Origin of the sequence: Streptomyces sp. NPDC052101 (assembly GCF_040680235.1) — a bacterium.
Lineage (GTDB): Bacteria > Actinomycetota > Actinomycetes > Streptomycetales > Streptomycetaceae > Streptomyces.
Map to the genome: position 1 here is coordinate 26,675 of NZ_JBFAWH010000001.1, position 25,488 is coordinate 52,162.

The 25,488-nt window shown below is 71.9% G+C and carries 21 protein-coding genes; 7 read left to right on the forward strand and 14 right to left on the reverse strand.

The genetic code is table 11. The features are described from left to right. Positions 1-270: 270 nt before the first annotated feature. The 7 genes from AB0L75_RS00135 to AB0L75_RS00165 all read right to left on the reverse strand — a co-directional run bounded on the left by AB0L75_RS00135 (position 271) and on the right by AB0L75_RS00165 (position 7,378). The gene (locus tag AB0L75_RS00135) at positions 271-1,023 is read right to left on the reverse strand and encodes an ABC transporter ATP-binding protein (protein ID WP_365174793.1); all 753 of its coding nucleotides are present in this window, start codon (positions 1,021-1,023) and stop codon (positions 271-273) included. A 124-nt stretch (positions 1,024-1,147) separates the two neighbouring features. Then, on the reverse strand, positions 1,148-2,077 hold the full coding sequence (locus AB0L75_RS00140) for an ABC transporter permease (protein ID WP_365173207.1): 930 nt from the start codon (positions 2,075-2,077) through the stop codon (positions 1,148-1,150). A 59-nt stretch (positions 2,078-2,136) separates the two neighbouring features. Then, positions 2,137-3,027 (reverse strand): glycosyltransferase, encoded by an 891-nt coding sequence (locus tag AB0L75_RS00145; RefSeq protein WP_365173209.1) that lies wholly within the window; start codon positions 3,025-3,027, stop codon positions 2,137-2,139. Next, positions 3,024-3,803 (reverse strand): CDP-alcohol phosphatidyltransferase family protein, encoded by a 780-nt coding sequence (locus AB0L75_RS00150; RefSeq protein WP_365173212.1) that lies wholly within the window; start codon positions 3,801-3,803, stop codon positions 3,024-3,026. Before AB0L75_RS00150 ends, AB0L75_RS00145 begins: the two co-directional genes overlap by 4 nt. Then, positions 3,781-4,842 carry an iron-containing alcohol dehydrogenase family protein gene (locus AB0L75_RS00155; protein WP_365173214.1) on the reverse strand — a complete coding sequence of 354 codons (1,062 nt, stop codon included), beginning with the start codon at positions 4,840-4,842 and terminating at the stop codon, positions 3,781-3,783. Before AB0L75_RS00155 ends, AB0L75_RS00150 begins: the two co-directional genes overlap by 23 nt. Continuing rightward, entirely contained in the window at positions 4,830-5,582 is a 753-nt protein-coding gene (locus AB0L75_RS00160) for a phosphocholine cytidylyltransferase family protein (protein ID WP_365173216.1), read from the reverse strand. The genes AB0L75_RS00155 and AB0L75_RS00160 overlap by 13 nt, the downstream gene beginning before the upstream one ends. After that, positions 5,579-7,378 (reverse strand): DUF5941 domain-containing protein, encoded by a 1,800-nt coding sequence (locus AB0L75_RS00165; protein ID WP_365173218.1) that lies wholly within the window; start codon positions 7,376-7,378, stop codon positions 5,579-5,581. The genes AB0L75_RS00160 and AB0L75_RS00165 overlap by 4 nt, the downstream gene beginning before the upstream one ends. An 855-nt stretch (positions 7,379-8,233) precedes the next feature. On the opposite strand from AB0L75_RS00165, the gene galE reads away from it, so the two are divergent. The 3 genes from galE to idi all read left to right on the forward strand — a co-directional run bounded on the left by galE (position 8,234) and on the right by idi (position 11,066). After that, complete coding sequence (gene galE / locus AB0L75_RS00170) at positions 8,234-9,205, forward strand: UDP-glucose 4-epimerase GalE (protein ID WP_365173220.1); 972 nt, start codon at positions 8,234-8,236, stop codon at positions 9,203-9,205. 150 nt (positions 9,206-9,355) lie between these two features. Beyond that, entirely contained in the window at positions 9,356-10,297 is a 942-nt protein-coding gene (locus tag AB0L75_RS00175; protein WP_365173222.1) for a cation diffusion facilitator family transporter, read from the forward strand. Between the two features lie 175 nt (positions 10,298-10,472). After that, complete coding sequence (gene idi, locus AB0L75_RS00180; RefSeq protein ID WP_365173224.1) at positions 10,473-11,066, forward strand: isopentenyl-diphosphate Delta-isomerase; 594 nt, start codon at positions 10,473-10,475, stop codon at positions 11,064-11,066. A 33-nt stretch (positions 11,067-11,099) separates the two neighbouring features. Here the strand turns inward: idi and AB0L75_RS00185 are convergent, their stop codons facing one another. Both AB0L75_RS00185 and AB0L75_RS00190 read right to left on the reverse strand, forming a co-directional pair. Beyond that, complete coding sequence (locus AB0L75_RS00185; RefSeq protein ID WP_365174797.1) at positions 11,100-11,594, reverse strand: ATP-binding protein; 495 nt, start codon at positions 11,592-11,594, stop codon at positions 11,100-11,102. 174 nt (positions 11,595-11,768) lie between these two features. Continuing rightward, positions 11,769-12,383 (reverse strand): DUF308 domain-containing protein, encoded by a 615-nt coding sequence (locus AB0L75_RS00190; RefSeq protein WP_365173227.1) that lies wholly within the window; start codon positions 12,381-12,383, stop codon positions 11,769-11,771. A gap of 127 nt (positions 12,384-12,510) precedes the next feature. On the opposite strand from AB0L75_RS00190, the gene AB0L75_RS00195 reads away from it, so the two are divergent. Further along, positions 12,511-13,266: an enoyl-CoA hydratase/isomerase family protein gene (locus tag AB0L75_RS00195; RefSeq protein ID WP_365173229.1), complete on the forward strand. Its 756-nt coding sequence runs from the start codon at positions 12,511-12,513 to the stop codon at positions 13,264-13,266. Here AB0L75_RS00195 and AB0L75_RS00200 read toward each other — a convergent pair. After that, on the reverse strand, positions 13,253-13,888 hold the full coding sequence (locus AB0L75_RS00200; protein WP_365173231.1) for a DJ-1/PfpI family protein: 636 nt from the start codon (positions 13,886-13,888) through the stop codon (positions 13,253-13,255). The genes AB0L75_RS00195 and AB0L75_RS00200 overlap by 14 nt on opposite strands. 39 nt (positions 13,889-13,927) lie before the next feature. Continuing rightward, positions 13,928-14,887 (reverse strand): GlxA family transcriptional regulator, encoded by a 960-nt coding sequence (locus AB0L75_RS00205; RefSeq protein WP_365173233.1) that lies wholly within the window; start codon positions 14,885-14,887, stop codon positions 13,928-13,930. 200 nt (positions 14,888-15,087) lie between these two features. On the opposite strand from AB0L75_RS00205, the gene AB0L75_RS00210 reads away from it, so the two are divergent. Beyond that, positions 15,088-17,481 (forward strand): Tex family protein, encoded by a 2,394-nt coding sequence (locus tag AB0L75_RS00210; protein WP_365173236.1) that lies wholly within the window; start codon positions 15,088-15,090, stop codon positions 17,479-17,481. 180 nt (positions 17,482-17,661) lie between these two features. Here AB0L75_RS00210 and AB0L75_RS00215 read toward each other — a convergent pair whose 3' ends face one another. Beyond that, positions 17,662-19,302 (reverse strand): ABC-F family ATP-binding cassette domain-containing protein, encoded by a 1,641-nt coding sequence (locus AB0L75_RS00215; RefSeq protein WP_365173238.1) that lies wholly within the window; start codon positions 19,300-19,302, stop codon positions 17,662-17,664. 58 nt (positions 19,303-19,360) lie between these two features. After that, positions 19,361-20,386, reverse strand: a complete 1,026-nt coding sequence (locus AB0L75_RS00220; RefSeq protein WP_365173240.1) for an oxidoreductase — start codon at positions 20,384-20,386, stop codon at positions 19,361-19,363. A gap of 77 nt (positions 20,387-20,463) precedes the next feature. On the opposite strand from AB0L75_RS00220, the gene AB0L75_RS00225 reads away from it, so the two are divergent. Further along, positions 20,464-21,402, forward strand: a complete 939-nt coding sequence (locus AB0L75_RS00225; RefSeq protein ID WP_365173242.1) for an FAD-dependent oxidoreductase — start codon at positions 20,464-20,466, stop codon at positions 21,400-21,402. Positions 21,403-21,703: 301 nt separating this feature from the next. Here the strand turns inward: AB0L75_RS00225 and AB0L75_RS00230 are convergent, their stop codons facing one another. Then, entirely contained in the window at positions 21,704-23,683 is a 1,980-nt protein-coding gene (locus AB0L75_RS00230; protein ID WP_365173245.1) for a Xaa-Pro dipeptidyl-peptidase, read from the reverse strand. A gap of 186 nt (positions 23,684-23,869) precedes the next feature. On the opposite strand from AB0L75_RS00230, the gene AB0L75_RS00235 reads away from it, so the two are divergent. After that, on the forward strand, positions 23,870-25,402 hold the full coding sequence (locus AB0L75_RS00235) for a M1 family metallopeptidase (RefSeq protein ID WP_365173247.1): 1,533 nt from the start codon (positions 23,870-23,872) through the stop codon (positions 25,400-25,402). Positions 25,403-25,488 lie beyond the last annotated feature (86 nt).

A 25,488-nucleotide genomic window follows, 5' to 3' on the forward strand; every position in this document is an offset into this window, starting at 1 on the left:
CCGACCCAATACACACTATTTCGGACACGCCGCCCGGCAATTCGCGGGGTCGCCCTGGCGTGGGGTGTCGCGCAATATCGCCCCACTTGCCGCTTTCCGGCACCGGTACAGCTTACGTTGTACAACGCGGTGCCGTCCGTCGGGGTGTCCCGCGGATCACAACAACACACCGATTGGTTCCAAGATTCCTGACGCAGGCCGGAGTTGGCGGTTCCTTTACGGGCGCGGGCCCCGCCGGACGAGTTCCGGCGGGACCCTGGCCGAAACGGACTACTTGCCCGTGAACTTCTCGTACTCCTTCAAAACCTCTTCGGTCGGTCCGTCCATGCGCAGCTCGCCCCGTTCCAGCCACAGGACACGGTTACAGGTGTCACGGATGGACTTGTTGTTGTGGCTGACCAGAAAGACCGTGCCGGCTTCCTTGCGCAGTTCCCGGATGCGTTCCTCCGAGCGCTTCTGGAACTTGCGGTCACCGGTGGCGAGCGCCTCGTCGATCATGAGGACGTCATGGTCCTTGGCGGCGGCGATGGAGAACCGCAGCCGGGCCGCCATACCGGAGGAGTAGGTGCGCATCGGCAGGGTGATGAAGTCGCCCTTCTCATTGATGCCCGAGAAGTCGACGATGTCCTGGTAGCGCTCCTTGATCTGCTCCCGGGACATGCCCATGGCGAGGCCGCCCAGGATCACGTTCCGCTCACCGGTCAGGTCGTTCATCAGGGCCGCGTTGACGCCGAGCAGCGAGGGCTGGCCGTCGGTGTAGACCTTGCCCTTCTCGGCGGGCAGCAGACCGGCGATGGCGCGCAGCAGCGTGGACTTGCCGGAACCGTTGGAGCCGATCAGGCCGATGGCCTCGCCGCGGTAGGCGACGAAGGACACGCCGCGCACGGCGTGCACCTTGCGTACGCCGCGCGCCGCGTCGTCTGAGCCTCGCCTCAGGATCCGGCTCAGTGCCGCCGTCGCGCTGCCCTTGCCGGTCTTGGCGCCGCTGACGCGGTAGACGATGTGCAGGTCGTCCGCGATCACGGTGGGGCGGCGCTCACCGGCGCCCTGCCCGGTGGTCTGCTCGGCGGTCTGCCCGCTGTCCTGCCCGCTGTTCTGCTCGGTGGTCTGCCCGGCGTCCTGCTCGACGCCGCGCTCGGCGTTCTGCTCAGCCACGGCCGTACCTCTCCTCCGCCTTCCAGAAGTACACGAAACCGCCGGCGAAGACGACCACGGCCCAGAACAGCGCGATGGCCCACACATGCGGCGGCAGGTTCGCGGCGCCGTAGCCGTCGATCAGCGCGTAACGCATCAGGTCCATGTAGACGGCGGCGGGGTTGACCTGGAGCAGCCGGACCGCCAGCTCGGAGCGGCCCTCCATCATCGTGTGGATGGAGAACATGACGCCGGAGGCGTACATCCACGTGCGCAGGACGAACGGCATCAGCTGGGCGAGGTCCGGGGTCTTGGCGCCCATACGGGCCACGATCAGCGCGAGCCCGGTGTTGAACAGGAACTGCAGCAGCAGGACGGGCACGATCAGCAGCCAGGCCGGGCTCGGGTAGCTGCCGAAGCCGATCGCCACGACGAACATCACGATCATCGAGAAGAGCAGCTGCTGGAGCTGCTGCAGCGAGAAGGAGACGGGCAGCGAGGCGCGCGGGAAGTGCAGGGCGCGCACCAGACCCAGATTGCCGGAGATGGCGCGCACGCCCGACATCACCGAACTCTGCGTGAACGTGAACACGAACACGCCCGTGACCAGGAACGGGATGTACACGTCCTGGGACAGGCCGCGGCTCGCGTGCAGGATCACGCCGAAGATGAAGTAGTACACGCCCGCGTTGAGCAGCGGGGTCGCCACCTGCCACAGCTGGCCGAGCTTGGCCTGGCTGTACTGCGCCGTCAGCTTCGCCTGGGAGAAGGCGAGGATGAAGTGGCGCCGCCCCCACAGCTGGCGGACGTACTCGGCGAGAGAGGGGCGGGCACCGCTGACGGCGAGCCCGTACTTGGCGGCGAGCTGCGCGGCCGTCAGTCCCTCGTCGGGCGGCGGTATCGCGCTCACCGCGACACCGCCGTCATGGGTTGTGTGACTCACGAGTGGGAATCCGGACTCTCTTGGTAAGAAGCTTGCTCTCTTCAGGTAAGAGAAGCTTCTCAGATCACCGGAGGCCGGCCCAGCCGGGTCAGCCGCCACACCGTGCGCCAGCGCATGGGACGGCGCGGACCGCAGGGCGTGGTCCAGCCCTCGCGGAATCCGCCGAACCACGCCTTGAGGGCCGGCCGGGAGGGACGGCGCAGCAGCGTGAGCAGCATCCAGACGCCGAGATAGACCGGGACCAGGGGGGCGGGGAGGTTGCGGCGGGCGAGCCAGACCCGGTTGCGGGCGACCATGCGGTGGTAGACCGCGTGCCGCGAGGGGGCGGTCGTCGGGTGGTACAGCACCATGTCGGACCGGTAGTCGATCATCCAGCCGGCGTCGAGGGCCCGCCAGGCCAGGTCGGTCTCCTCATGGGCGTAGAAGAACTCGTCCGGCAGGCCGCCGACCTCGGCGAAGACGCGGGTGCGGACGGCGTTGGCGCCGCCGAGGAAGGTCGTCACCCGCGAGGAGCGCATCGGGTCGGAGGCGCGCAGCCGGGGCACGTGGCGGCGCTGGGTCTCGCCGGTCTCGGGGTCGGCGATACGGAAGCTGACGATGCCGAGCTTCGGGTCGGCCTCGAACGCCTCACGGCACAGCTCGGCGGTGTCGTGGCGCGCGAGTAGTCCGTCGTCGTCGAGGAAGAGCAGTATGTCGACATCGCGGCCGCTGGCCCCGAAGGCCTCTATGCCGACGTTGCGGCCGCCGGGGATGCCCAGGTTCTCGGGCAGCTCCACGGTCCGTACAACCGATGAGAACTCTGTGACGTCCGGGACGGGCGAGCCGTTGCCGACGACGACCACCTCGACCTGGTCGCCGTCCTGCTTGGCGACCGAGTCGATGAGGGCCCGCAGCTCCTCGGGCCGGTTGCCCATGGTGATGATGACGGCGCCGACCTTCACGGCACTCACTTCAGCCTGCTGGAGGCGAGGATGGACACCAGGTGCAGCAGGGTCTGCAGCAGGGCGATGCCGGCGAGGACGGCCGTGCCGAGGCGGGTGAAGAACAGGTCGCCGTGGATCTGGTCGGCGACGGCTAGGACCACGATCAGCAGCGAGGCCTCGATGCCGAGGATGAGGCGGTGGAACTTGAGCGCCGAGGCGGCCCGGCGGGCCAGCGCCATGCCGGAGGAGCGCGGCTCGGAGGCGGCCTCCTGGACCGGGGGCTTGCCGGTCTGGTGCCGGGCGACGCCGACCAGGTCGGTCTCGGCCTTGATCAGGATGGCGCCGAGCGCGGCGAGCGTGCCGAGGAAGGCCCACAGCCAGTCGATACGGCCGCTGCCCCACAGGTCGGCGGCGCGCAGGCCGAGGCCCACCAGGACGGCCGCGTCGGTCAGATAGGCGCCGACGCGGTCCAGGTAGACCCCGCCGAGCGAGTACTGCTTCTTCCAGCGGGCGATCTCGCCGTCGACGCAGTCGAGCAGCAGATACAGCTGGGTGGCGACGACGCCGAGGACGGCGCCCGCGATCCCCGGCACCAGCAGGGCCGGGGCCGCGAGCACGCCGCAGACGGTCATCAGGTACGTGAGCTGGTTGGGCGTGACCCTGGTGTTGACCAGGTAGCGGTCGACGCGCAGGGACACCTCGCGCATGTAGAGGCGTCCCGCCCAGTGCTCACCGCTGCGCCGGTCCTTCACCCCCGCGGGGTGGACGACCGGACGGAGTTCAGCTACCGATGGCCTTGACATAGTCGGCGTAGATGTCCTTGATCTGGTTCGTCTTGAGGTCGAGGTGTTCGAGGATCGTGTAGCGGCCCGGGCGGGTCTCCGGGGCGAACTCCACCGCGCGGACGAATTCGTCCAGGGTGAAGCCGATCTCCTCGGGCAGCACCGGGAGCCCGTGCCGACGCAGCACGAAGGCGGTGTGGACCGCCTCCTCGTGGGCCCCGCGCAGATACATCGCGAAGGCCGCGCCGAGTCCGCACTGTTCGCCGTGGGCGGCCGCCCGCTTGGGGAACAGCAGGTCGAAGGCGTGGTTGATCTCGTGGCAGGAGCCGGAGGACGGCCGGGAGTCGCCGGAGATCGACATCGAGATACCGCTGAGGACCAGCGCCTCGGCGAGCACCTGGAGGAAGCCGTTGTCGCCGATGCCGCCGGGGTGGCGCAGGACCGCCTCACCGGCCTGGCGGGCCATGGCCGCGGCGAGTCCGTCGATCTTCTCTCCGGTGACCCGGTTGGACAGCTCCCAGTCCGCGACCGCGTTGATGTTGGAGATCGCGTCGCCGATGCCCGCCCGCACGAAACGGGCCGGGGCCTCGCGGATCACGTCCAGGTCGATGACGACCGCGATCGGGTTCGGCACGCCGTAGGAGCCGCGGCCCGCGTCGTTGTCGAGGGTGGCGACCGGCGAGCAGAGGCCGTCGTGCGCGAGGTTCGTCGGTACGGCGACCAGGGGCAGGCCGACGCGAGCCGCGGCGAACTTGGCGCAGTCGATGATCTTGCCACCGCCGAGCCCGACCACCGCGTCGTAGTGGCCGGACTTCATCTCGCCGGCCAGCCGGATGGCGTCGTCGAGGGTGCCGCCGCCCACCTCGTACCAGGTGGCGCCGGGCAGCGAGGGGGCGATGCGCTCGCGCAGCTTCGCGCCGGAGCCGCCGCTGACGGCGACGGCGAGCCGGCCGGACTGCGCGATGCGCTCGTCGGCGAGGACAGCGGCCAGGTCGTCCAGGGCACCCGGGCGGATGTCCACGACGACCGGCGAGGGAATGAGCCGGGTCAGTAGCGGCACGCGATCTCCCGTCCCTTGGCGAGGTCGTCGTGGTTGTCGATCTCGACCCACTGGACGTCGCCGATCGGCGCCACGTCGATCCGGAAGCCGCGGTCGACCAGCTCCTGGTAGCCGTGCTCGTAGAACTGCTGCGGGTCGGTCTCCCAGACCGTCTTCAGCGCGTCGGCCAGCTCGGGGGCGGCGTCGCCCTCGATCAGGGTGACGCCGATGTACTCGCCGGTGGCCTCGGCGGGGTCCATCAGCTTGGTGATCTTCGTCATGCCCTTCTCGGGGTCGACGACGACCTTCATCTCCTCGTCCGCGAGGGACTTCACGGTGTCGAGGGCGAGGATGATCTTCTTGCCTTCGCCACGCGCGGCCAGCAGCGTCTTCTCGACGGAGACCGGGTGGACGGTGTCGCCGTTGGCGAGGATCACACCGTCCTTGAGGGCGTCACGACCGCACCACAGGGAGTAGGCGTTGTTCCACTCCTCGGCCTTGTCGTTGTCGATCAAGGTGAGCTTGAGGCCGTACTTCGCCTCCAGCGCCGCCTTGCGCTCGTAGACGGCCTCCTTGCGGTAGCCGACGATGATGGCGACCTCGGTCAGGCCGATCTCGGCGAAGTTGCCCAGGGTGAGGTCGAGGACCGTGATCGAGTCCTCTATGCCCGCGGGCCCTACCGGCACCAGTGCCTTGGGCAGGCTGTCGGTGTAGGGACGCAGACGCCGTCCGGCGCCGGCCGCCAGCACAAGGCCGATCATGCGGGTTCTCCTTCGTCGTGTACGGCTGGGGCTCCTGCGGAGACCCAGAAACGGATGCTCTCGACGAGCACCACTAGGGCCACGGCCACGGCGAGGACCGTGAGCGCGACCGTGAACTGCGAGGCGGTGAGCACCGCGGCCAGGACGGCGACGAGCAGCGTCCGCCCCTCGTGCCCCCCGATGGCGCGCACCAGCGAGGCCGGGGGCGCTCCGGCGTTGCCGCGGATGCGGTACACCGTGTCGTAGTGATGGTAGGCGACGGCGGCCACCAGGCCGAAAGCCGCTGGATGGGCTCCGTTTACTCCCGCCTTACCCGCGAGGGCGAGGACGGTGCCGTACTCGGCGGCCCGGAAGAAGGGCGGGACCAGCCAGTCGAGGGCGCCCTTGAGCGGGCGGGCGACGGCGAGCGCCGAGGTGAGGACGTAGACCAGGGCGCCGATCACCGGCAACGCCGAGCCGAAGCCGGTGAGGGCCGAGCAGGCGACGACCGCGGCGCCGCCCAGGAAGGCGACGGCGGGTACGGCGAGGCCGGGCAGCCCCCGCTTGACCACCCGCCGCACGGCCTCGGTGAGCGGACCGGAGTCGGCGAGGTCCGCGAGCGCCTGAGCGGCCCGGTCGGTCCGCCGCGCCTTGCGGGTCAGGGACCGCAGCACGCGGCCGGCGGTGGTGTACGTCGCCGCGAAGGCACAGCCGATGAGCAGCACGTAGAAGGTGATCCGGGGTGTGGTGGCCGCGGTGAGGACCGCGATCATCGCCCAGCGCTCGCCGATGGGCAGGACGATCATCCGCCGCACCCACACCGTCCAGCCGACGCTGTCCAGCTTGTCGGAGAGGGCGGCGGTGGGGCTGGTGTTGGCGGTGGCGTCGTGGTTGGCCTCGTTGAAGGAGAAGTCGACCACATGCCGGCAGGTCTGCAGGACCATCGCGCCGAGCGCGAGCGCCCACACGTCGTCGCCGCCCCGGGCCGCGCCCAGGGCGAGACCGGCGTAGTAGGCGTACTCCTTGGCACGGTCGAAGGTGGCGTCGAGCCAGGCGCCGAGCGTGGAGTACTTCAGCGCGTAGCGGGCGAGCTGGCCGTCGGTGCAGTCCAGCACGAAGGACGCGATCAGCAGCACACCCGCCGCGATGAACCCCGCGCGCGTGCCGGTCGCCGCGCAGCCCGCGGCGATCAGGGCGGTGAGCAGCGAGGCCGTGGTGACCTGGTTCGGGGTCAGGCCTCGGCGGGCGCACCAGCGGGCGATGTAGCGCGAGTAGGGGCTGATGAAGAACGTGGTGAAGAAGCCGTCGCGGGACTTCACGGCCGACTTCAGGCGTACGGCCTCGTCGTCGACGGCGGCGACGGCCTGGCGGGCCTCGTTGCGGGCCTGCGGGTCGGCGGGGACGGCGGCGACCAGGCTGCCCAGCTCCGGCCGGTGCACCGCGCAGCCGTCGGTGTCGAGGGCGGTGACGACGCGGTCGGCGAGGCTGTCCACGGCGAGCGTGGTGCCGCCGCCGGCCGAGGTCTCGCGGGCGACCGCCCGGGTCAGCTCCGGGCGGGCGGGCGGCTGGGCGGTGACGGCGCCGGGGACGGCGGCGAGCGGGAAGCGCGGGTCGGTCAGGCCGAGGCGCAGCGCGTGCGGGTGGCCGACGAAGCGGGCGTCGACCAGGGCCACGCGGTCGCCGGCCGGAGCGGCGGCGAGCAGGGTCTCGGCCTCGGCGGCGTCCGCTGCCACCCGGACGTCGAAGCCGAGCGACCGCAGATCGTTCTCTAGGGACGATCCGGGGACCGGCTGACCGGTGACGATGGCCGTCGACAACCGAACTCACTCCCTGGGTGCCGGCGCGCGGGCGCCGGTCTCTCACATGATGGGGCGCCCTGCCTGCGGCACCCGGGCGGCATGTCGGCAGAGGCTATCGGATGGGCGCGAGCCCCTGTTCACCGGCCGTTCACGGCCCGGCCCACGGGCGCTGCCCAGGCCTTTGCCGCGATCATCATCGGGGATCCGGGGCCCGCCCTACAAACCGCCGGCGCAGACCCGGGCAACCAGGACAGCCCACAACCGCCGCCGCAAGCCTCCCGGCACGCGGGCCGACCCCTCCCGGCCGACATGCCCGCACTCGCCCGCGGAACCGGCGCCCGGCCTGCACTCTGCCACACCCCGAGCCGAGGCCACACCGACCCCACGAACCCCCGCCAGGAGCTGACCCGGGCGGTCGCCCGCGAGACCTCGGCCGGCGGCGGCACCGCGCTCGCCGTGGACAGCCTCGCCGACCGCGTCGTCACCGCCCTCGACACCGACGGCTGCGCGGTGCACCGGCCGGAGCTGGGCAGCCTGGTCGCCGCCGCCCCCGCCGACCCGCAGGCCCGCAGGCCCGCAACGAACCCCGGCCAGGCCCCACCGCACCGCCCCCGCCACAGGCGCAAGTCCACATCGCCGTCGCCGACCCAGGCACACAGTCCACCCCTCCCACCCGCAATACCCAGCACTCGCCCCCGCGAACGGCGCCCAGCCCGCATCCCCAGCACTCAGCCACGCCCCGGGCCAAGACCACACCGACCCCACCAACACCAGCCACAAACCCCCGCCAGGCCCCACCGCACCGCCCCCCACAGGCACGAGCCGCATCGCCGCCTCCGGCCGGGGCGCGTGGTCCGCATAGGGTGGACGACCATGACGTGGCTGATCACCGGCGGAGCCGGATACATCGGGGCGCATGTGGCACGGGTCATGGCCGGTGCCGGGGAGAGCGTCGTGGCGCTGGACGACCTGTCGGCGGCGGTGCCCGAGCGGCTCCCGGCCGGCGTCCCGCTCGTCGCGGGCTCGACGCTGGACGGCGAGCTGCTGGAGCGGGTCTTCAAGGAGTACGGCGTCACGGGCGTCGTCCATCTCGCGGCGCGCAAGCAGGTCGCCGAGTCGGTGGCCGAGCCCACCCGTTACTACCGGGAGAACGTGGGCGGCCTCGCCACGCTGCTGGACGCGGTGGCCGGCGCCGGGATCCGGCGGCTGCTGTTCTCCTCGTCGGCCGCCGTGTACGGCAACCCCGACGTGGACCTGATCACCGAGGACACCCCGTGCGCGCCGGTGAACCCCTACGGCGAGACCAAGCTGGCCGGGGAGTGGCTGGTACGGGCGGCCGGGCGGGCGCACGGCATCTCCACGGTGTGCCTGCGGTATTTCAACGTGGCGGGCGCGGCGGCGCCGGAGCTGGCGGACACGGGCGTGTTCAACATCGTGCCGATGGTCTTCGACCGGCTCATCCGCGACGAGGCCCCGCGGATCTTCGGTGATGACTACCCGACGCCGGACGGCACCTGCATCCGGGACTACATCCATGTGGCCGACCTCGCCGAGGCCCACCTCGCGGCGGCGCACCGGCTGACCGACGGGGACCTGTCGGGCGATCTGACGCTGAACATCGGACGCGGCGAGGGTGTCTCGGTGCGCGAGCTGATCACGGTCATCGGCGAGGTGACGGGGGACCGCCGGGAGCCGGTGGTGGAGGGGCGCCGGCCGGGGGACGCGCCGCGTGCGGTCGCCTCGGCCGAGCGGGCCGCCGAGCAGCTGGGCTGGCGGGCCCGGCGCGGGGTGCGCGAGATGGTGGAGTCGGCCTGGCGGGGCTGGCAACTGCACCACGGCCTGTGAGCCGGGCACACGATCCGCACCCACCCTGACCTGCGGAACGTTTCCGCAGGTCAAGGCACATGACAACGGTGTTCAGTGCCGCGTTGCCCCATACCCCCCACCCGTAGTTCACTGGGCCCTGCCGGACGGAACAGGGAAGGGCGGAAGGTCATGGGGGCAGGGCACGACCACGGGCATGCGCACAGCCATGCGCCGGCCACGGGTACGGCTGCGGCCGCGTACCGGGGGCGGCTGCGGATCGCGCTGGGCATCACGCTCACGATCATGGTGGTGGAGATCGTCGGCGGTCTGGCCGCCAACTCGCTCGCGCTGATCGCGGACGCGGCGCACATGGCGACCGACGCGGTGGGCCTCGGCATGGCGCTGCTCGCGATCCACTTCGCCAACCGCCCGGCGAGCACCAACCGCACCTTCGGCTACGCCAGGGCGGAGATCCTCGCCGCCCTGGCCAACTGCCTGCTGCTGCTCGGGGTCGGCGGCTATGTGCTGTACGAGGCGGTCGAGCGGTTCGTGACTCCCGCCCAGACCCGCGGCGGGCTGATGATCGTGTTCGGTCTGATCGGTGTGGTCGCGAACTCGATCTCACTGACCCTGCTGATGCGCGGGCAGAAGGAGAGCCTGAACGTGCGCGGCGCCTTCCTGGAGGTCGCCGCGGACGCGCTGGGCTCGGTCGCGGCGGTGATCGCGGCGACGGTGATCCTCACCACCGGCTGGCAGGCCGCCGACCCGGTCGCCTCGATCGTCATCGGCCTGATGATCGTGCCGAGGACGCTGAAGCTGCTGCGCGAGACGCTGGACGTGCTGCTGGAGGCGGCCCCGAAGAACGTCGACATGACGGAGGTACGGGCACACATCCTGGCGCTGGACGGCGTGGTGGACGTACACGACCTGCACGCCTGGACGATCACCTCCGGGATGCCGGTACTGTCGGCGCACGTGGTGGTCAGCTCGGACGTGCTCAGCGCGATCGGGCACGAGAAGCTGCTGCACGAGCTGCAGGGCTGCCTCGGCGATCACTTCGACGTGGAGCACTGCACCTTCCAGCTGGAGCCGGGCGGACACGCGGAGCACGAGGCCCGGCTGTGCCACTGACGACCCGCTCGGGTGTTCGACACCCCGGGGCGGTTCTGCACTCCTGCGGCCGGGAACGATGATCTACCGGGTCCGACTCCGGGCACGCCGCCGCGCGTGTACGTGACGGAAAGTGCCGGGAGTGCCGGATTCGTACGGCAGACTTGGGGTGCGAAGACCGAGGCGAAGGATGGGTATGCCGATCACACCTGCCACCGCGACGCAGAGCTCGTCGAAAGGCACCGAAGAGGCGATTCTGCTGGAACTGGTCGACGAGAAGGGTGTGACGATCGGTACGGCGGAGAAGCTCGCCGCCCACCAGCCACCGGGGCAGCTGCACCGCGCGTTCTCGGTGTTCCTCTTCGACGAGCAGGGCCGGCTGCTGCTGCAGCAGCGGGCGCTCGGCAAGTACCACTCCCCCGGTGTCTGGTCCAACACCTGCTGCGGCCACCCCTACCCGGGCGAGTCGCCGTTCGCCGCCGCGGCCCGGCGCACGTTCGAGGAGCTGGGCGTGTCCCCGTCGCTGCTGGCGGAGGCGGGCCGGGTCCGCTACAACCATCCGGACCCGGACTCGGGCCTGGTCGAGCAGGAGTACAACCATCTGTTCGTCGGCCTGGTGCAGGCGCCGCTCGCGCCGGACCCGGACGAGGTCGCCGAGGCCGCCTTCGTGACCGCCGCCGAGCTGGCGGAGCGGCATGCCCGCGACCCGTTCTCAGCCTGGTTCATGACCGTCCTGGACTCCGCCCGCCCGGCGATCAGGGAGCTGACCGGCCCGTCCGCGGGCTGGTGATCGGCCCGACGGCGGTGCCCGGGTCCGGCGGTGCTACGGCAGGCCCACGGGCTTGAGCGGCAGGGCGGCCCAGATCACCTTGCCGCCGCTCGCCGTGTGCTCCACGTCGACCGTGCCGCCCGCCTCCCGTGCCACCTCGCGGACCAGGAGCAGACCCCGGCCGCCGGTCTGGCCGTGGTCGGCCTCCAGGGCGGTCGGGCGGTAGGGGTGGTTGTCCTCGACGGACACCCGCACCCACTCGGCTCCGACGGCGACCTCCACGGCCAGCGTCGGCGACAGCAGCGCCGCGTGCCGGACCGCGTTGGTGACCAGCTCGGAGACGATCAGCAGCAGGCCGTACTCCAGCTCGTCGGAGACCGGCACGCCCTGGCGCAGCAGCAGGTCCCGGACGGCATGCCGGGCCTGCGGGACCGAGGCGTCCACCGCGGCGGCGGTGAACCGCCAGACGCCTTCGTACGGAAGCGGATCGGGCGGCCGCTCGGCGCCCCCCGCTGGGCGCGGGCCGTCCCCGCGCCCGTGGTTGTCCATCGTCCGGTCGCCACCCTCGCGCTCGATTGTCACCACACGTCGAGTGTTGGTAACGATCCGCTGCGGTCCGCGCACCTGAACACAAGTCAGCGGGTATCGGACGGTTTCTGACCGAGTGCGTATGACACGGTCACGTGTGGGACTGTTCCTGTCGCCCGGACGCCGGTTCGCGAACTAGTCGGGTGGTATGGGCCCGAGCCGCCCCCGCTCCGAGACCAGCCCGACGATACGGCGCCCGCCGTAGCCGGCGGCCACCAGACCGAGGCCGTCGAAGAGCAGGGCGAGCGAGAAGAAGGTGCCGATCACATACTGGCTGCTGCTCGGCCAGGAGCCGAGGACCAGGATCCCGAGCAGCAGGTCGAAGGCGCCGAGCAGCAGCGTCCAGCCGAACTGCGGTCCGCGCACGACCAGGCTGCCGACCAGCCGGAAGAGGCCCGCGGAGAGGAACAGCAGCGCGGCGAACATGGCGAGCGCGGCGGCCGCCGCGTGCGGCAGGCGGATGACGACGACGCCGGCCGCGATGTTGAGGGCGGCGACCACGGCACCGAGCCAGAAGAAGCTGGTGCCGCGGGCCTGGACCGCGTGCAGCAGGCCGACGATCCCGCCGATCAGCAGCAGCCAGCCGAACAGCAGCATCGAGGTGAGCGTGGCGACCGCGGTGTAGAAGAGCCCGACGATCCCGGCGAGCACGAGGATCACGCCGAGCGCGGCGAGCCAGCCGAAGTCCCGGCGCAGTGTCGTCGCCTTGTCCTTGCGCCTGCTGTCCTTGCGCTTGCCGACTCCGGGCATCGCGGCCTCCTCGACAGCTGCCGTTTTCAGCCTCCCTTTCCTTTTTGTCCCCGCTGAGTCGGATTCCGTAACTCGCTGCGCTCCCCGGCCGGGGGCGGGGAGGATTCCCCCCCGATACGATCCGCGCATGGAGCCCCAGCTGTCGCATCGCATCGAAGATGCCGTCGCCACCGTCGTCATCCGCAACCCGGCCAAGCGCAACGCGATGACCGCCGCGATGTGGCGTGCGCTGCCGCCGCTGCTGGAGGGGTTCGCGCGGGACCCGGGGGTGCGGGTGCTGGTGCTGACCGGGGAGGGCGGGACCTTCTGCGCGGGGGCGGACATCAGCACGCTGCAGGGCTCCCCCGAGGAGGCCCAGACGCTCGCGGTGGCCGCCGAGGAGGCGCTCGCCGCGTTTCCCAAGCCGACCCTGGCCGCCGTGCGCGGGCACTGTGTCGGCGGCGGGGCACAGCTCGCGGCGGCCTGCGATCTGCGGCTGGCGGAGGAGGGCACGCTGTTCGGGGTGACACCGGCACGGCTCGGGATCGTCTATCCGGCCTCCTCGACCCGCCGCCTGGTGTCGCTGGTGGGCCCGGCCACCGCCAAGTACCTGTTGTTCACCGCCGAGTTGATCGACACCGGGCGGGCGCTCGGGGCCGGGCTGGTGGACGAGGTGCTGCCGGAGGGCGAACTGGACAAGCGGGTCGCGGAGTTGACCAGGGTCCTGGTCTCCCGCTCGCAGCTCACCCAGGCCGCCGCCAAGGAGTTCACGGACGGCCGGACCGACCGGGACGCCCACTGGGCCGAGCGGGCGCGCGGCAACCCCGACACCGCGGAGGGGGTCGCCGCGTTCCTGGAGCGCCGGCTGCCGCGCTTCAGCTGGAGCGTGTCTACGTCAGACTGAACCGGCTGCCCGAACGCAGTTCCTCGACGAGGTGCGCGGGCGCCTTCTGCGGGGAACCGGCGTCGTAGGGCGGCTGGGGGTCGTACTCGGTCAACAGCTGGACGGCCTGGGCGTGTTCGTCACCCGCGATCCGGCCGGTCAGGGTGAGCGCCATGTCGATACCGGAGGAGACGCCGGCGGCGGTGACGTACTTGCCGTCGGTCACGACCCGTTCGCTCGTCGGTTCCGCGCCGAGCTTCTTCAGCAGGTCCAGTGCGGTCCAGTGGCTGGTCGCCCGGCGGTCGCGCAGCAGCCCCGCGGCGGCGAGCAGCAGCGAGCCCGAGCAGACCGACGTCGTCCAGGTGCTCGTCGCGTCGGCCACGCGCAGCCAGTCCAGCAGGGACGGGTTCTCCAGCTGGGCCATGGTGCCGGGGCCGCCCGAGACCACCAGGAGGTCGGGGCTGGGCACCTCGTCGAGGGCCTTGTCGGCGGTGACGGCGAGGAAGCCGGTCTCGGTGCGGACGGGGCCGGGCCGCTCGGCGATGAAGGTGAGATCCGCGTCCGGGAGCCGGCTGAGGATCTCGTAGGGTCCGACGACGTCCAAGGCGGTGAAGCGGTCGTAGACGACCATGGCGATCTGCATGGGTTTGTCCCTTCGGTGGGTGTGCCGGGCAACAGCACGTCAGTGGGTGACGGCGGGCCGGAAGCGGCGCCGGTACTCGGCCGGTGCCGCGCCGAGCGCCTTGACGAACGCGCGCCGCATCGCCTCGGGGGTGCCGTAGCCGCTGGCGCGGGCGACCTCCTCGATGCCGTCGGTGGTGTCCTCCAGCAGCCGGCGGGCGTGTTCCAGGCGGACCCGGTCCACGTAGCGGCCGGGTGTCGTGCCGGTCTCCTCCCGGAAGGCGCGCGCGAAGTGGCGGGGCGACAGACGGGCCCGCGCGGCGAGCGACTCGACCGTGAGGTCGCCGGCCGGGTGCTCGGTGACCCATCGCTGCACCTCCCGCAGCGGTGCGCGCTGCGCGGTCTGGGCGGCGAGCTGGGCGCTGAACTGCGCCTGGTTGCCGGGCCGGCGCAGGAAGACCACCAGGTGCCGGGCGACGGCGAGGGCGACGTCCCGGTCCAGGTCCTCCTCGACCAGGGCGAGGGCCAGGTCGATGCCGGAGGTCACCCCGGCCGAGGTGGCGACGTGCCCGTCCCGGACGTAGATGGGCTCCGGGTCCACGGCGACGGCCGGATGGTCGCGGGCGAGCTTGTCGCAGTAGGCCCAGTGCGTGGTGGCCCGGCGGCCGTCGAGGAGGCCCGCGGCGGCGACCAGGATGGCGCCCGTGCACACCGAGACCAGCCGGGGCGCGCGCGGCCCGTGGGCGCGCAGCCAGGCGATCAGCCTGGGGTCGGGCGCGCGCGTGCCCTCGCCGCCGGGAACGAGCAGGGTGTGCGGATCCTGGTCCGCGGTGAGCGCCTCGTCCGGTACGAGGGTCAGGCCGCTGGAGGTGCGCACCGGGCCGCCGTCCAGGGAGGCCGTACGGACCCGGTATGTGCCCGGCGTGTGCTTCTCGGCGCCGGAGAACACCTCCAGCGGACCGGTGACGTCGAGGCTCTGGACGCCGTCGAAGAGGACGAAGAGGAGGGTTCGCTGCGCCATGCCCTCGATTCTTCGCCACCCGAAGCGTGGCCGCAACGACACGTTTCCCACCTTTTCTGCCATGCGCCGGGCTTGGGGGCCGGGCCCCGCGTGCGGCCCCTGGGCCCGGCGCCCCGCCGGAGCGCCGCCCTGATCCCCGGTTGTCGGTGTCACCTGCCACAATTGCCGCGCAACCTCAGTGGAGAAGGCGGTACGGGATCGTGACGACACCCGGATCCATCGGAGCAGGATCCATCGAAGGCAGGATCGCCGAGGAACTCGGCGTACGGGAGCGGCAGGTGAAGGCCGCGGTGGAACTGCTCGACGGCGGTTCGACGGTGCCCTTCATCGCCCGCTACCGCAAGGAAGCGACCGAGATGCTCGACGACGCGCAGCTGCGCACGGTCGAGGAGCGGCTGCGCTATCTGCGGGAGCTGGAGGAGCGGCGGACCGCGATCCTGGAGTCGGTGCGCGAGCAGGGCAAGCTCACCGAGGAGCTGGAGGCGCGGATCCGCGGCGCCGAGACCAAGGCGCGGCTGGAGGACATCTACCTCCCGTACAAGCCCAAGCGGCGCACCAAGGCGCAGATCGCGCGCGAGGCCGGTCTGGAGCCGCTGGCCGAGGGCCTGCTGGGCGATCCCACGGTGGAGCCGCTGGCGGCCGCCGCCGCGTTCGTGGACGCCGGCAAGGGCGTCGCCGATCCGCAAGCCGCCCTGGACGGCGCGCGGGCGATCCTCACCGAGCGGTTCTCGGAGGACGCCGACCTGATCGGCGAGCTGCGCGAGCGCATGTGGGTGCGCGGGCGGCTGGCCGCGAAGGTGCGCGACGGCAAGGAGGAGGCCGGCGCCAAGTTCGCCGACTACTTCGACTTCGCCGAGCCGTTCACCGAGCTGCCCTCGCACCGGATCCTGGCGATGCTGCGCGGCGAGAAGGAGGAGGTCCTCGACCTCGTCCTGGAGCCGGAGGAAGCCACGGAGGGCCCGTCGTCGTACGAGGGCACCGTGGCGCACCGGTTCGGGGTCGCCGACCGGGGGCGTCCCGCCGACAAGTGGCTGAAGGACACGGTCCGCTGGGCCTGGCGCACCCGCATCCTCGTGCACCTCGGCATCGACCTGCGGCTGCGGCTGCGTACGGCCGCGGAGGACGAGGCGGTCAACGTCTTCGCCGCCAACCTGCGCGACCTGCTGCTGGCCGCCCCGGCGGGCACCCGCGCGACGCTGGGCCTGGACCCCGGTTTCCGTACGGGCGTGAAGGTCGCCGTGGTCGACGCGACCGGCAAGGTCGTCGCCACGGACGTCATCTACCCGCACGTCCCGGCCAACAAGTGGGACGAGGCGATCGCCAAGCTGGCCCGGCTCGCCCGGGAGCACACGGTCGAGCTGGTCGCGATCGGCAACGGCACGGCCTCCCGCGAGACCGACAAGCTCGCCGGTGAACTCATCACCAAGCACCCGGAGTTGAAGCTCACCAAGGTGATGGTGTCCGAGGCGGGCGCGTCGGTGTACTCGGCGTCGCAGTACGCCTCGCAGGAGCTGCCCGACATGGACGTGTCGCTGCGCGGCGCGGTGTCCATCGCGCGGCGGCTGCAGGACCCGCTGGCCGAGCTGGTGAAGATCGACCCGAAGTCCATCGGCGTCGGCCAGTACCAGCACGACCTGTCCGAGGTGAAGCTGTCCCGCTCGCTGGACGCGGTGGTCGAGGACTGTGTGAACGGCGTCGGCGTGGACGTCAACACCGCGTCCGTGCCGCTGCTCGCGCGGGTGTCGGGCATCTCCTCGGGCCTCGCCGAGAACATCGTGACGCACCGCGACGCGAACGGCCCCTTCATGTCCCGTTCGGAGCTGAAGAAGGTGGCACGGCTCGGCCCGAAGGCGTTCGAGCAGTGCGCGGGCTTCCTGCGCATCCGCGGCGGCGACCCGCTGGACGCCTCCAGCGTGCACCCCGAGGCCTATCCGGTGGTCCGCCGCATGGTGAAGACCGCCGGCCAGGAGGTGGCCTCCCTCATCGGCAACACGGGTGTGCTGCGCTCGCTGAAGCCCGCCGACTTCGTGGACGACACCTTCGGCCTGCCGACGGTGACGGACATCCTCAAGGAGCTGGAGAAGCCGGGGCGCGACCCGCGACCCGCCTTCAAGACGGCCACCTTCAAGGAGGGCGTGGAGAAGATCTCCGACCTGTCCGCCGGGATGATCCTGGAGGGCGTCGTGACGAACGTGGCCGCCTTCGGCGCGTTCGTGGACATCGGCGTCCACCAGGACGGCCTGGTGCATGTGTCGGCGATGTCCAGGACGTTCGTCAAGGACCCGCGCGATGTCGCCAAGCCCGGTGACATCGTCAAGGTGAAGGTCCTGGACGTGGACATCCCGCGCAAGCGGATCGCGCTGACCCTGCGCCTGGACGACGAGGCGGCCCCGCAGGGCGGCCAGGGCGGCGGCCGGCAGCAGCGCGGCGGCGGCACCCGGCCGCCCCAGCAGCGGCAGGGCGGCCAGGGCCAGGGCCGGCGCGAGGGCCGGGGCGGCGGCGACCGGGGCGGACGGCAGGCCCAGCCGCCCGCTAACAGCGCGATGGCCGACGCGCTGCGCCGCGCGGGCCTGCTCGACCCGAAGAAGCGCTGACCCTGCGGGGCTTCGGCCGCGTCCCCGGGGCCTCCGCCCCGGGGACGGCATTTCCCCACACGCCACCCGTCTCGGTCGGCTGAAAGGCACCCTCCGCCCCGGAGGGCGCCTTCGTGCGTCCCGGAACTACGGCACTACGACTACGGCACTGCGGCCCGTCGCGGCCCTTCCAGCGGAGCGCTAACGCTCCGTCACCTTCCCGGCCGCCACCTCCAGGCGGCGGGCCACCCGGACCGCGTCCAGCATGCGGCGGTCGTGGGTGACCAGCAGCAGCGTGCCCTCGTAGCTGTCCAGGGCCTGTTCGAGCTGCTCGATGGCGGGCAGGTCGAGGTGGTTCGTCGGCTCGTCCAGGACCAGGAGGTTGACGCCTCGGCCCTGGAGGAGGGCCAGGGCGGCGCGGGTGCGTTCGCCCGGGGAGAGCGTCGTGGCCGGGCGCAGCGCGTGGTCGGACTTCAGGCCGAACTTGGCGAGCAGGGTGCGCACGTCGACCGGCTCGGTGTCGGGGACGGCCGCGCAGAACGCGTCCAGCAGCGTCTCGGTGCCGTGGAACAGCTTGCGGGCCTGGTCGACCTCGCCGACGAGGACCCCCGAGCCGATGGCGGCGTGTCCGGAGTCGAGCGGGACACGGCCCAGCAGCGCGCCGAGCAGGGTCGACTTGCCGGCGCCGTTCGCCCCGGTGACCGCGACCCGGTCCGCCCAGTCGATCTGCAGGGACACCGGGCCGAAGGTGAAGTCGCCGCGCCGCACCTCGGCGTCCCGCAGGGTCGCCACGACCGCGCCGGAGCGCGGGGCGGCGGCGATCTCCATGCGCAGTTCCCACTCCTTGCGCGGCTCCTCGACCACCTCCAGCCGCTCGATCATGCGCTGGGTCTGCCGGGCCTTGGCGGCCTGCTTCTCGCTCGCCTCGCTGCGGAACTTGCGGCCGATCTTGTCGTTGTCGTTGCCGCTCTTGCGCCGGGCGTTCTTCACGCCCTTGTCCATCCAGGCCCGCTGCATCTGCGCGCGGTCCTGGAGGCCGGCCTTCTTGTCGGCGTACTCCTCGTAGTCCTCGCGGGCGTGCCGGCGGGCGACCTCGCGTTCCTCCAGGTAGGCCGCGTATCCGCCGCCGTAGAGGTTGATCTGCCGCTGGGCCAGGTCGAGTTCGAGGACCTTGGTGACCGTGCGGGTGAGGAACTCGCGGTCGTGGCTGACGACGACCGTGCCGGCGCGCAGGCCGGTGACGAAGCGTTCCAGACGCTCCAGACCGTCGAGGTCGAGGTCGTTGGTGGGCTCGTCCAGCAGGAAGACGTCGTAGCGGGACAGCAGGAGGGAGGCGAGGCCGGCCCGGGCCGCCTGGCCGCCGGAGAGCGAGGTCATCGGCTGGTCCAGGTCGACGGCGAGGCGGAGGGAGTCGGCGACGTCCGCCGCGCGCTCCTCCAGGTCGGCGCCGCCGAGGCCGAGCCAGCGCTCCAGGGCGGTCGCGTAGGCGTCGTCGGCGCCGGGCGCGCCGTCCACCAGCGCCTGAGTGGCCTCGTCCATGACGCGCTGCGCCTCGGCGACCCCCGTACGACGGGCCAGGAACTCCCGGACGGTCTCCCCCGGCCTGCGCTCCGGCTCCTGCGGCAGATGGCCGACGGCCGCGGTCGGCGGGGACAGCCGCAGCTCGCCCTGTTCGGGCCGGACGAGTCCGGCGAGCAGCCGCAGCAGGGTGGACTTGCCCGCGCCGTTGGCACCGACGAGACCGATCACGTCGCCGGGCGCCACGACGAGGTCCAGCCCGGAGAAGAGGGAGCGGTCGCCGTGCCCGGCGGCGAGATTCTTGGCGACGAGGGTGGCAGTCATCAGGACGCCGATCCTAACGGGCCCGGCGCCCGCGGCTCAGCCGCGCCCCGGCCGCGCCTCAGCCGCGCTTCCCGCCGGTGACCGGTGTCGCGAGCACCTCTCCCGTCGTACGGGCGACAAGGTACGCCTGCCCTCTGACCGCCCGCGGGTCCAGGGGCACGCGGTGCCGGCCGGGCTCCAGGACGCCGTCGAAGACCTCGCGGGTGCGGGTGCGGTAGATCCGGTCCAGCCGGTAGGCGGTGATCCGCACCCGGCACGCCGAGGTCACCTCGACATCCGCGGCACCGTCGGTGGCGGCCAGCCCGGTGAGCCGGCGCTGCGGGAGCGGGCCGCGGTCCAGGGCGTGCTCGATCTGGGCGACGAGCAGCGGCACGATCGGGGCCAGGCCGTCCACGCGGGCGACCTCGGCCCCGGCCCGCTCGAAGGCCTCCAGCACCGCGGCCCGTTCGGCCTCGCCGACCGCGCGGCCGAAGGCGACCGCGCCGTAGCCGCGCAGCTCCTCGGCGGAGACGGCACGGGCGTCCTGGGTGATGTCGGCGCCGATGCCGATGGTGCGCAGCGCGGCGGCCAGCCTGGCCAGCACCGCGACCCGGGCGCCGATCAGCAGCACCCGGCGCCGAGGCGGGCCTTCGCTCAGCGAGGTCAGGGCGGCGCGGTACTCGGCACCGTGGAAGCGGAACGGCCCCACGCCCTGGTAGCCGTTGAGTTCCAGGTCGGCGTGTTCGTCCGTCTGCCAGGCGAAATCCCGCCATATGTAGTCCTCGCCGTCGCGCTCGATGACGGCGGTGACCGCCCCGCAGCCCAGGTCCGCGCACTCGGGGCAGCCGTAGATCACGAACCGGCCGTCCGGGAGCGGTGGTTCGGCCTCCAGCAGCAGCGCGCGCACCTGTTCCGTGAAGATGGCGGGCGGGATGTCCGAGGCGAGCGGGGAGACGGCGTCCAGGTCGGACAGCCGGAAGAGCAGCGGACGGCCGTCCACGACGAAGTCCACGAAGTCGCGGTGGACCTGGTAGCCGCCGTCGGCGAGCACACCGCCGGCGCGGATCGCCGGAGCCAGGCCGAAGGTCGCGTATGCGGCAGACATGCTGTGAGTATCCCCACACAGACATGGATGTGAGCACGGCGGGACCGAGTCGGCCGGACAGGGCCTATCGTCCTGGCGTGGACAGCGAGCCGAGTGCCGAAGTGATCGTGGTCGGGAGCGGGGTCGCCGGGCTGACGACGGCCGTGGTGCTGGCCGAGGCCGGGCGGCGGGTACGGGTCTGGGCGCGGGAGCCCGCCGAGCGTACGACCTCGGCGGTCGCCGGCGGCCTGTGGTGGCCGTATCGCATCGAACCCGAGCCGCTGGTCGGCGCGTGGGCGGTGGCGTCCCTCGCCGTGTACGAGGAGTTGGCGGACCGGCCGGAGGAGACGGGCGTACGCCTGGTCGACGGCGTACACCAGGGGATACGGCTGGACGATCTGGGCGCGTGGGCGGGCCGCGTGGCGGGGCTGCGGGCGGTGCCCGGCGGGCTGGCGGCGCGGTTGCCGGTGATCGACATGCCGGTGCATCTGGCGTGGCTGCGGGAGCGGCTCGGCAAGGCGGGCGCCGTGGTGGAGACCCGTGAGGTGACCGACCTCGCCGCCGTGCCGGCGCCGGTCGTGGTCAACTGCACGGGCCTGGGCGCGCGTTCACTGGTGCCGGACCCTGCGGTGCGTCCGGTACGCGGGCAGCTGGTGGTCGTGGCGAACCCGGGTATCACGACCTGGTACACATCCGCAGACGACACCTCCGGCGCCTCCACGTACTTCATTCCGCAGCCGGGCGGCCTGCTGCTCGGCGGTACGGCGGAGGACGACGACTGGTCCCTGGAGCCGGACCCGGCCACCGCCGCGGCGATCGTCGCCCGGTGCGCGGCGGTCCGCCCGGAGCTGGCCGACGCGCGGGTACTGTCCCACCGCGTGGGACTGCGCCCGGCCCGGCCCGCGGTACGACTGGAACGCCGGCCCCTCCCCGACGGCCGCGCCCTGGTACACAACTACGGCCACGGCGGCGCCGGCATCACCGTGGCCTGGGGCTGCGCCCGGGAGGCGGCGGAATTGGCGGTTGCGGCGGGGTGAGGGGGCATGGTGGTGCTGATGGCTGAGGAGACGGTCCGGGGTGGCGTGGCGGTCTCCTGGCCCCAGGATGATCCCGCCCTCGCAGAACCCGCCCGACCGAACCCGGAATATGCGCTACCTCCCGCCAGCCCGTATGCGCCATCGGCCACCGGCCCGTACACGCCACCACCACCCGGCGGCCATCCGGTAGTTCACTCGGCGGATCTCATGGCGTCGCCCCCGGCGGCCGAGCCGTCGGCGCCCGAGCCGTCGGCGGGGCAGGCGGCCGGGGACTGTGGCTGGTTCCCGGCCGCCTTGGGTGTCAGCCGGCCGGGATGTGCTGGGTGGTGCGTGGGGGGCGGACGCCGGTCAGGGTCGTCGGGGCGGGGGCCGCAGCCGTGCCGCCGCTGGTGGCGCGGGCGAACGCCGGGGCGCCGCCGACCAGCGGGAGTCGGGCCGTCGTACCGGACAGGGCGACCGTGAGGGTCGGCTTGGTGGACGGCGGGTCGATGAGGCCGTTGTCGGTGCCCGCGATGATCAGGGCCAGGCGGTGGCCCTTGGGTACGACGTGGTCGGTGGCCGCGAGGCGGAGGGTGATGGTGTACGCCTTGCCCGGGGTGAGCGGGACGCCCTTGGCGAGGGAGGCGTAGTGGCCGAGGTCGGCCCAGCCGCGGCTGAACACGGTGTAGTCGACCTTGGTCGTCTTGGCCTCGGTCTCCTTGAAGCAGGCGCTGTCCCCGGCCGTGCTCTCGCCCCAGCAGGTGCGGTCGGTGAGCGTGGTGATGCCTTCGTGGCTGTCGGCGTAGTCCCGGATGGTGTCCGGGCCGAGGTCGACCAGAACGGCGGAGAGGTGGGCCGAGGTGGTGGTCGGTGTAGCGGTCACCGTCACCGTGGACGAGCCGGACAGCCGCAGGTCGCGGGTGAGCGGCGCGGTGAGGAAGCCGGACTTCTCGGACGTGGACGTGGTCAGGTGCGCTGCCCAGTCGGTCTCGCTCAGCTTCGGGTCGTCGGTGAAGGTCTCGGTGCCGGTCGCGGGGCGCAGGCCGAGCGTGCCGACGCCGGCGCCGGTGCCGGCGGCCGGGTGCAGGACCGTGGTGCGGGTGTCCTGCGGCGGCCAGACAGGGGAGGTCACCCACTGCTCGGGGTGGCGTTCGATGTCGGCCATCGGCGCACGGTCGATGCCGTTGTCGTAGCCGAGGAGTTCGTGGTCGAACCAGCGGTGCAGGGTGTCGACCCAGGCGCCGCGCCGGTAGTCGAAGGGGTCGACGTGCCCGGTCTGGGACAGCCAGATCTTCCGGTGCACGCCATGCGCGGCGAGGGCGTCCCACCACTGGCCGAAGTGCTTGGTGCGGACGTTGAGGTCCTGCATGCCGTGCACCAGGAACACGCTGGCGCGCACCTTCGCCGCGTCCTTGACGTAGTCCCGTTCGGTCCACAGCGGGGTCCAGTCGCCGCTGCGCGGGCTGCCGTCGGTGAGCCTTTTCTCCACGGCCGCGCAGTGGGCCTTCGCCGCGTCGCTCTGGACGTAGCCGGCGAGGCCGGCGGGGCTGCTGTCGTACAGCGGGGCACCCTGTGCGAAGTAGTAGTCGTACCAGGAGGAGATGCCGCTGATCGGGACGATGGTCCTCAGGCCCTGGACACCGGTGGTGGCGACGCCGTTGGCGATCGTGGCGTCCCAGCTCTTGCCGATCATGCCCGTTCTGCCGTTGGTCCAGCCGGCTTTGACGGTCTGTGTCCCGGTGCGGCTCGTGTACGCCGTGGCGCGGCCGTTCAGCCAGTCGATGACGGCCTTCGCGGACTGGATGTCGGAGCGGCCGCCGACGTCGACACAGCCGTCGGAGCGGCTGGTGCCGGCGAGGTCGACGCCGACGAAGGCGTAGCCGCGCGGCACGAAGTAATTGTCGTAGAACAGCGGCATCTGGACGACATGGCCCTGCGGGTCGTACGTCTTGACCTGGCTCTCGTTGCCGCGTCCGCAGCAGGAGTAGTAAGGGCTCGCGTCCATGATGACGGGCACCTTGCGCCCCTGGTGGGCGGGCTCGGCGGGCCGGACGATGTCGGCGGCCACACGGTCCGGCCGGCCGTCGCCGTCCGCGTCCAGGCCGGTGTCGACCCATACGGACTCGCGGATGGCGTGGGCGTAGGAGTAGACGGGCCGGCTCTCGCGGACCGTCCGGCTGTGATGGGTGGCGGCCTGCGCGGCGACCGGGGTGAGGAAGGCGGCCGTCAGGATGGCGACGACCGCTGTGGCGAGCGATCTCCAGATCGTGAAGCGCCTGCGGATGAGAGAACGAATCGGCATGCGCGGACGGTACTCCGGTGAACTCCTTTACAGAAGAGCACTTTACGGCGGCGCGCGTGCTCATGACGGCTGAATGGCGATCGTGTGACAGCAGGGGCCATGGACAGGTCAGGGGCCACAGGGACTGAATAGGCTCCGTACAGAGTTCTCCGAACGGACCCGCAGTCCAGACGACTTGGAGCTTACGTGCACCGCAGAATCATCGCGCCGGGCGCGCTCGCGGCGGCCTCTCTCCTGCTGGCGATCCCGGCATCGGCCGCGAGCTACTCCCCCGGCGCGCCGGGCATCGGCGACCCCTACTACCCCGACTACGGCAACGGCGGCTACGACGTCTCGCACTACGACCTGAGGCTGCAGTACCAGCCGAAGACGGACGAGCTGCAGGGCACGGCGACGATCCTGGCGAAGACCACACAGGACCTGTCCAGCTTCGACCTGGACTTCCTGCTGGACGTCAGCGAGGTGCGGGTCAACGGCGCCAAGGCTGCCTTCACGAGCTCCGGGCAGCACGAGCTGGTGATCACGCCGAAGACACCGCTGGCCAAGGGCACCCCGATCACGGTCGTCGTCCGCTACAGCGGGGTGCCGTCGACGAAGACCGCCTACGGCTTCAACGCCTGGCACCGCACGCCCGACGGCGCGGTCGCGGCCGACGAGCCCGAAGCCGCCTGGTGGTGGTTCCCGAGCAACGACCACCCGAGCGACAAGGCCACCTACGACGTGTCGGTGGCCGTGCCGGACGACACCCAGGCCATCTCCAACGGCACGCTGCAGGCAACCAGTTCGAAGCTGGGCTGGACCCGCTACAGCTGGCGGCAGAACAAGCCGCAGGCGACCTATCTGGCCACGCTCGCCGTCGGCAAGTTCGACATCACGACCAGCACCTCGGACGGCGGGGTGCCGGTCGTCAACGCCTACAGCAAGGACCTCGGGGACAACGACGGGGCCGCGCGGGCGAGCGTGGAGCGCACCGGCGAGATCGTCGACTGGCTGAGCGGCTACTTCGGGCCGTATCCGTTCAGCTCGGCCGGCGGGTATGTGCCGAACACCACGACCGGGTACGCGCTGGAGACCCAGACCCGTGTCTACTACAGCCCGAAGCAGTTCGCGAAGGGCTCCAACGCCTCGGTGGTCGTGCACGAGCTGGCCCACCAGTGGTACGGCGACGATGTGTCGGTGAAGGGCTGGAAGGACATCTGGCTCAACGAGGGCTTCGCGTCGTACGCGCAGTGGCTGTGGTCCGAGCACGAGGGTGAGGGCACCACCCAGCAGCTGGCCGACTACGTGTACGCCTCGCACCCGGCCGACGACCCGTTCTGGACGGTCAAGCCCGGTGACCCGGGCCCGGACAAGCAGTTCGACGCCGCGGTCTACGACCGGGGCGCCCTGGCCCTCCAGGCGCTGCGCAACGAGGTCGGTGACGACGCGTTCTTCGCCATTCTGAAGGGCTGGCCGAAGGATCACGCGTACGGCAACGCCTCGGTGGCCGACTTCCAGCGGTACGCCGAGCAGGTGTCCGGCAAGCCCCTCGCCGCGCTGTTCGACACCTGGCTGTTCCAGCCGTCGAAGCCGGCCGCGTTCGCGGGCCACGCGGCGTCCCTGGCGAAGGCGGGCACGGCGGTGGCCCAGCCCAAGTCGTGGAAGAAGATCGAGGCAGCGCACGACGGACAGGAGGCGACGCGGTCCACGACCGGGGCGCCTACGCCCTCCAGGCGCTGACCCCGGGACGGACGCACACGGCGGGCTCCGGCCTCGGATCGGCCACGCGAAAGCACGGCTACAGAGCGGCGACACGCGAGGGCGGC

Excerpts from the sequence above, each read along its gene's own strand:
- AB0L75_RS00185 (WP_365174797.1), bottom strand. The coding sequence starts at position 11,594 with ATGGACAACCACGGGCGCGGGGACGGCCCGCGCCCAGCGGGGGGCGCC.
- AB0L75_RS00215 (WP_365173238.1), bottom strand. The coding sequence starts at position 19,302 with ATGACTGCCACCCTCGTCGCCAAGAATCTCGCCGCCGGGCACGGCGAC.
- AB0L75_RS00190 (WP_365173227.1), bottom strand. The coding sequence starts at position 12,383 with ATGCCCGGAGTCGGCAAGCGCAAGGACAGCAGGCGCAAGGACAAGGCG.
- AB0L75_RS00195 (WP_365173229.1), top strand. The coding sequence starts at position 12,511 with ATGGAGCCCCAGCTGTCGCATCGCATCGAAGATGCCGTCGCCACCGTC.
- AB0L75_RS00205 (WP_365173233.1), bottom strand. The coding sequence starts at position 14,887 with ATGGCGCAGCGAACCCTCCTCTTCGTCCTCTTCGACGGCGTCCAGAGC.
- AB0L75_RS00160 (WP_365173216.1), bottom strand. The coding sequence starts at position 5,582 with ATGATCGGCCTTGTGCTGGCGGCCGGCGCCGGACGGCGTCTGCGTCCC.
- AB0L75_RS00150 (WP_365173212.1), bottom strand. The coding sequence starts at position 3,803 with ATGTCAAGGCCATCGGTAGCTGAACTCCGTCCGGTCGTCCACCCCGCG.
- AB0L75_RS00230 (WP_365173245.1), bottom strand. The coding sequence starts at position 23,683 with ATGCCGATTCGTTCTCTCATCCGCAGGCGCTTCACGATCTGGAGATCG.
- AB0L75_RS00175 (WP_365173222.1), top strand. The coding sequence starts at position 9,356 with ATGGGGGCAGGGCACGACCACGGGCATGCGCACAGCCATGCGCCGGCC.
- idi (WP_365173224.1), top strand. The coding sequence starts at position 10,473 with ATGCCGATCACACCTGCCACCGCGACGCAGAGCTCGTCGAAAGGCACC.
- galE (WP_365173220.1), top strand. The coding sequence starts at position 8,234 with ATGACGTGGCTGATCACCGGCGGAGCCGGATACATCGGGGCGCATGTG.
- AB0L75_RS00200 (WP_365173231.1), bottom strand. The coding sequence starts at position 13,888 with ATGCAGATCGCCATGGTCGTCTACGACCGCTTCACCGCCTTGGACGTC.
- AB0L75_RS00220 (WP_365173240.1), bottom strand. The coding sequence starts at position 20,386 with ATGTCTGCCGCATACGCGACCTTCGGCCTGGCTCCGGCGATCCGCGCC.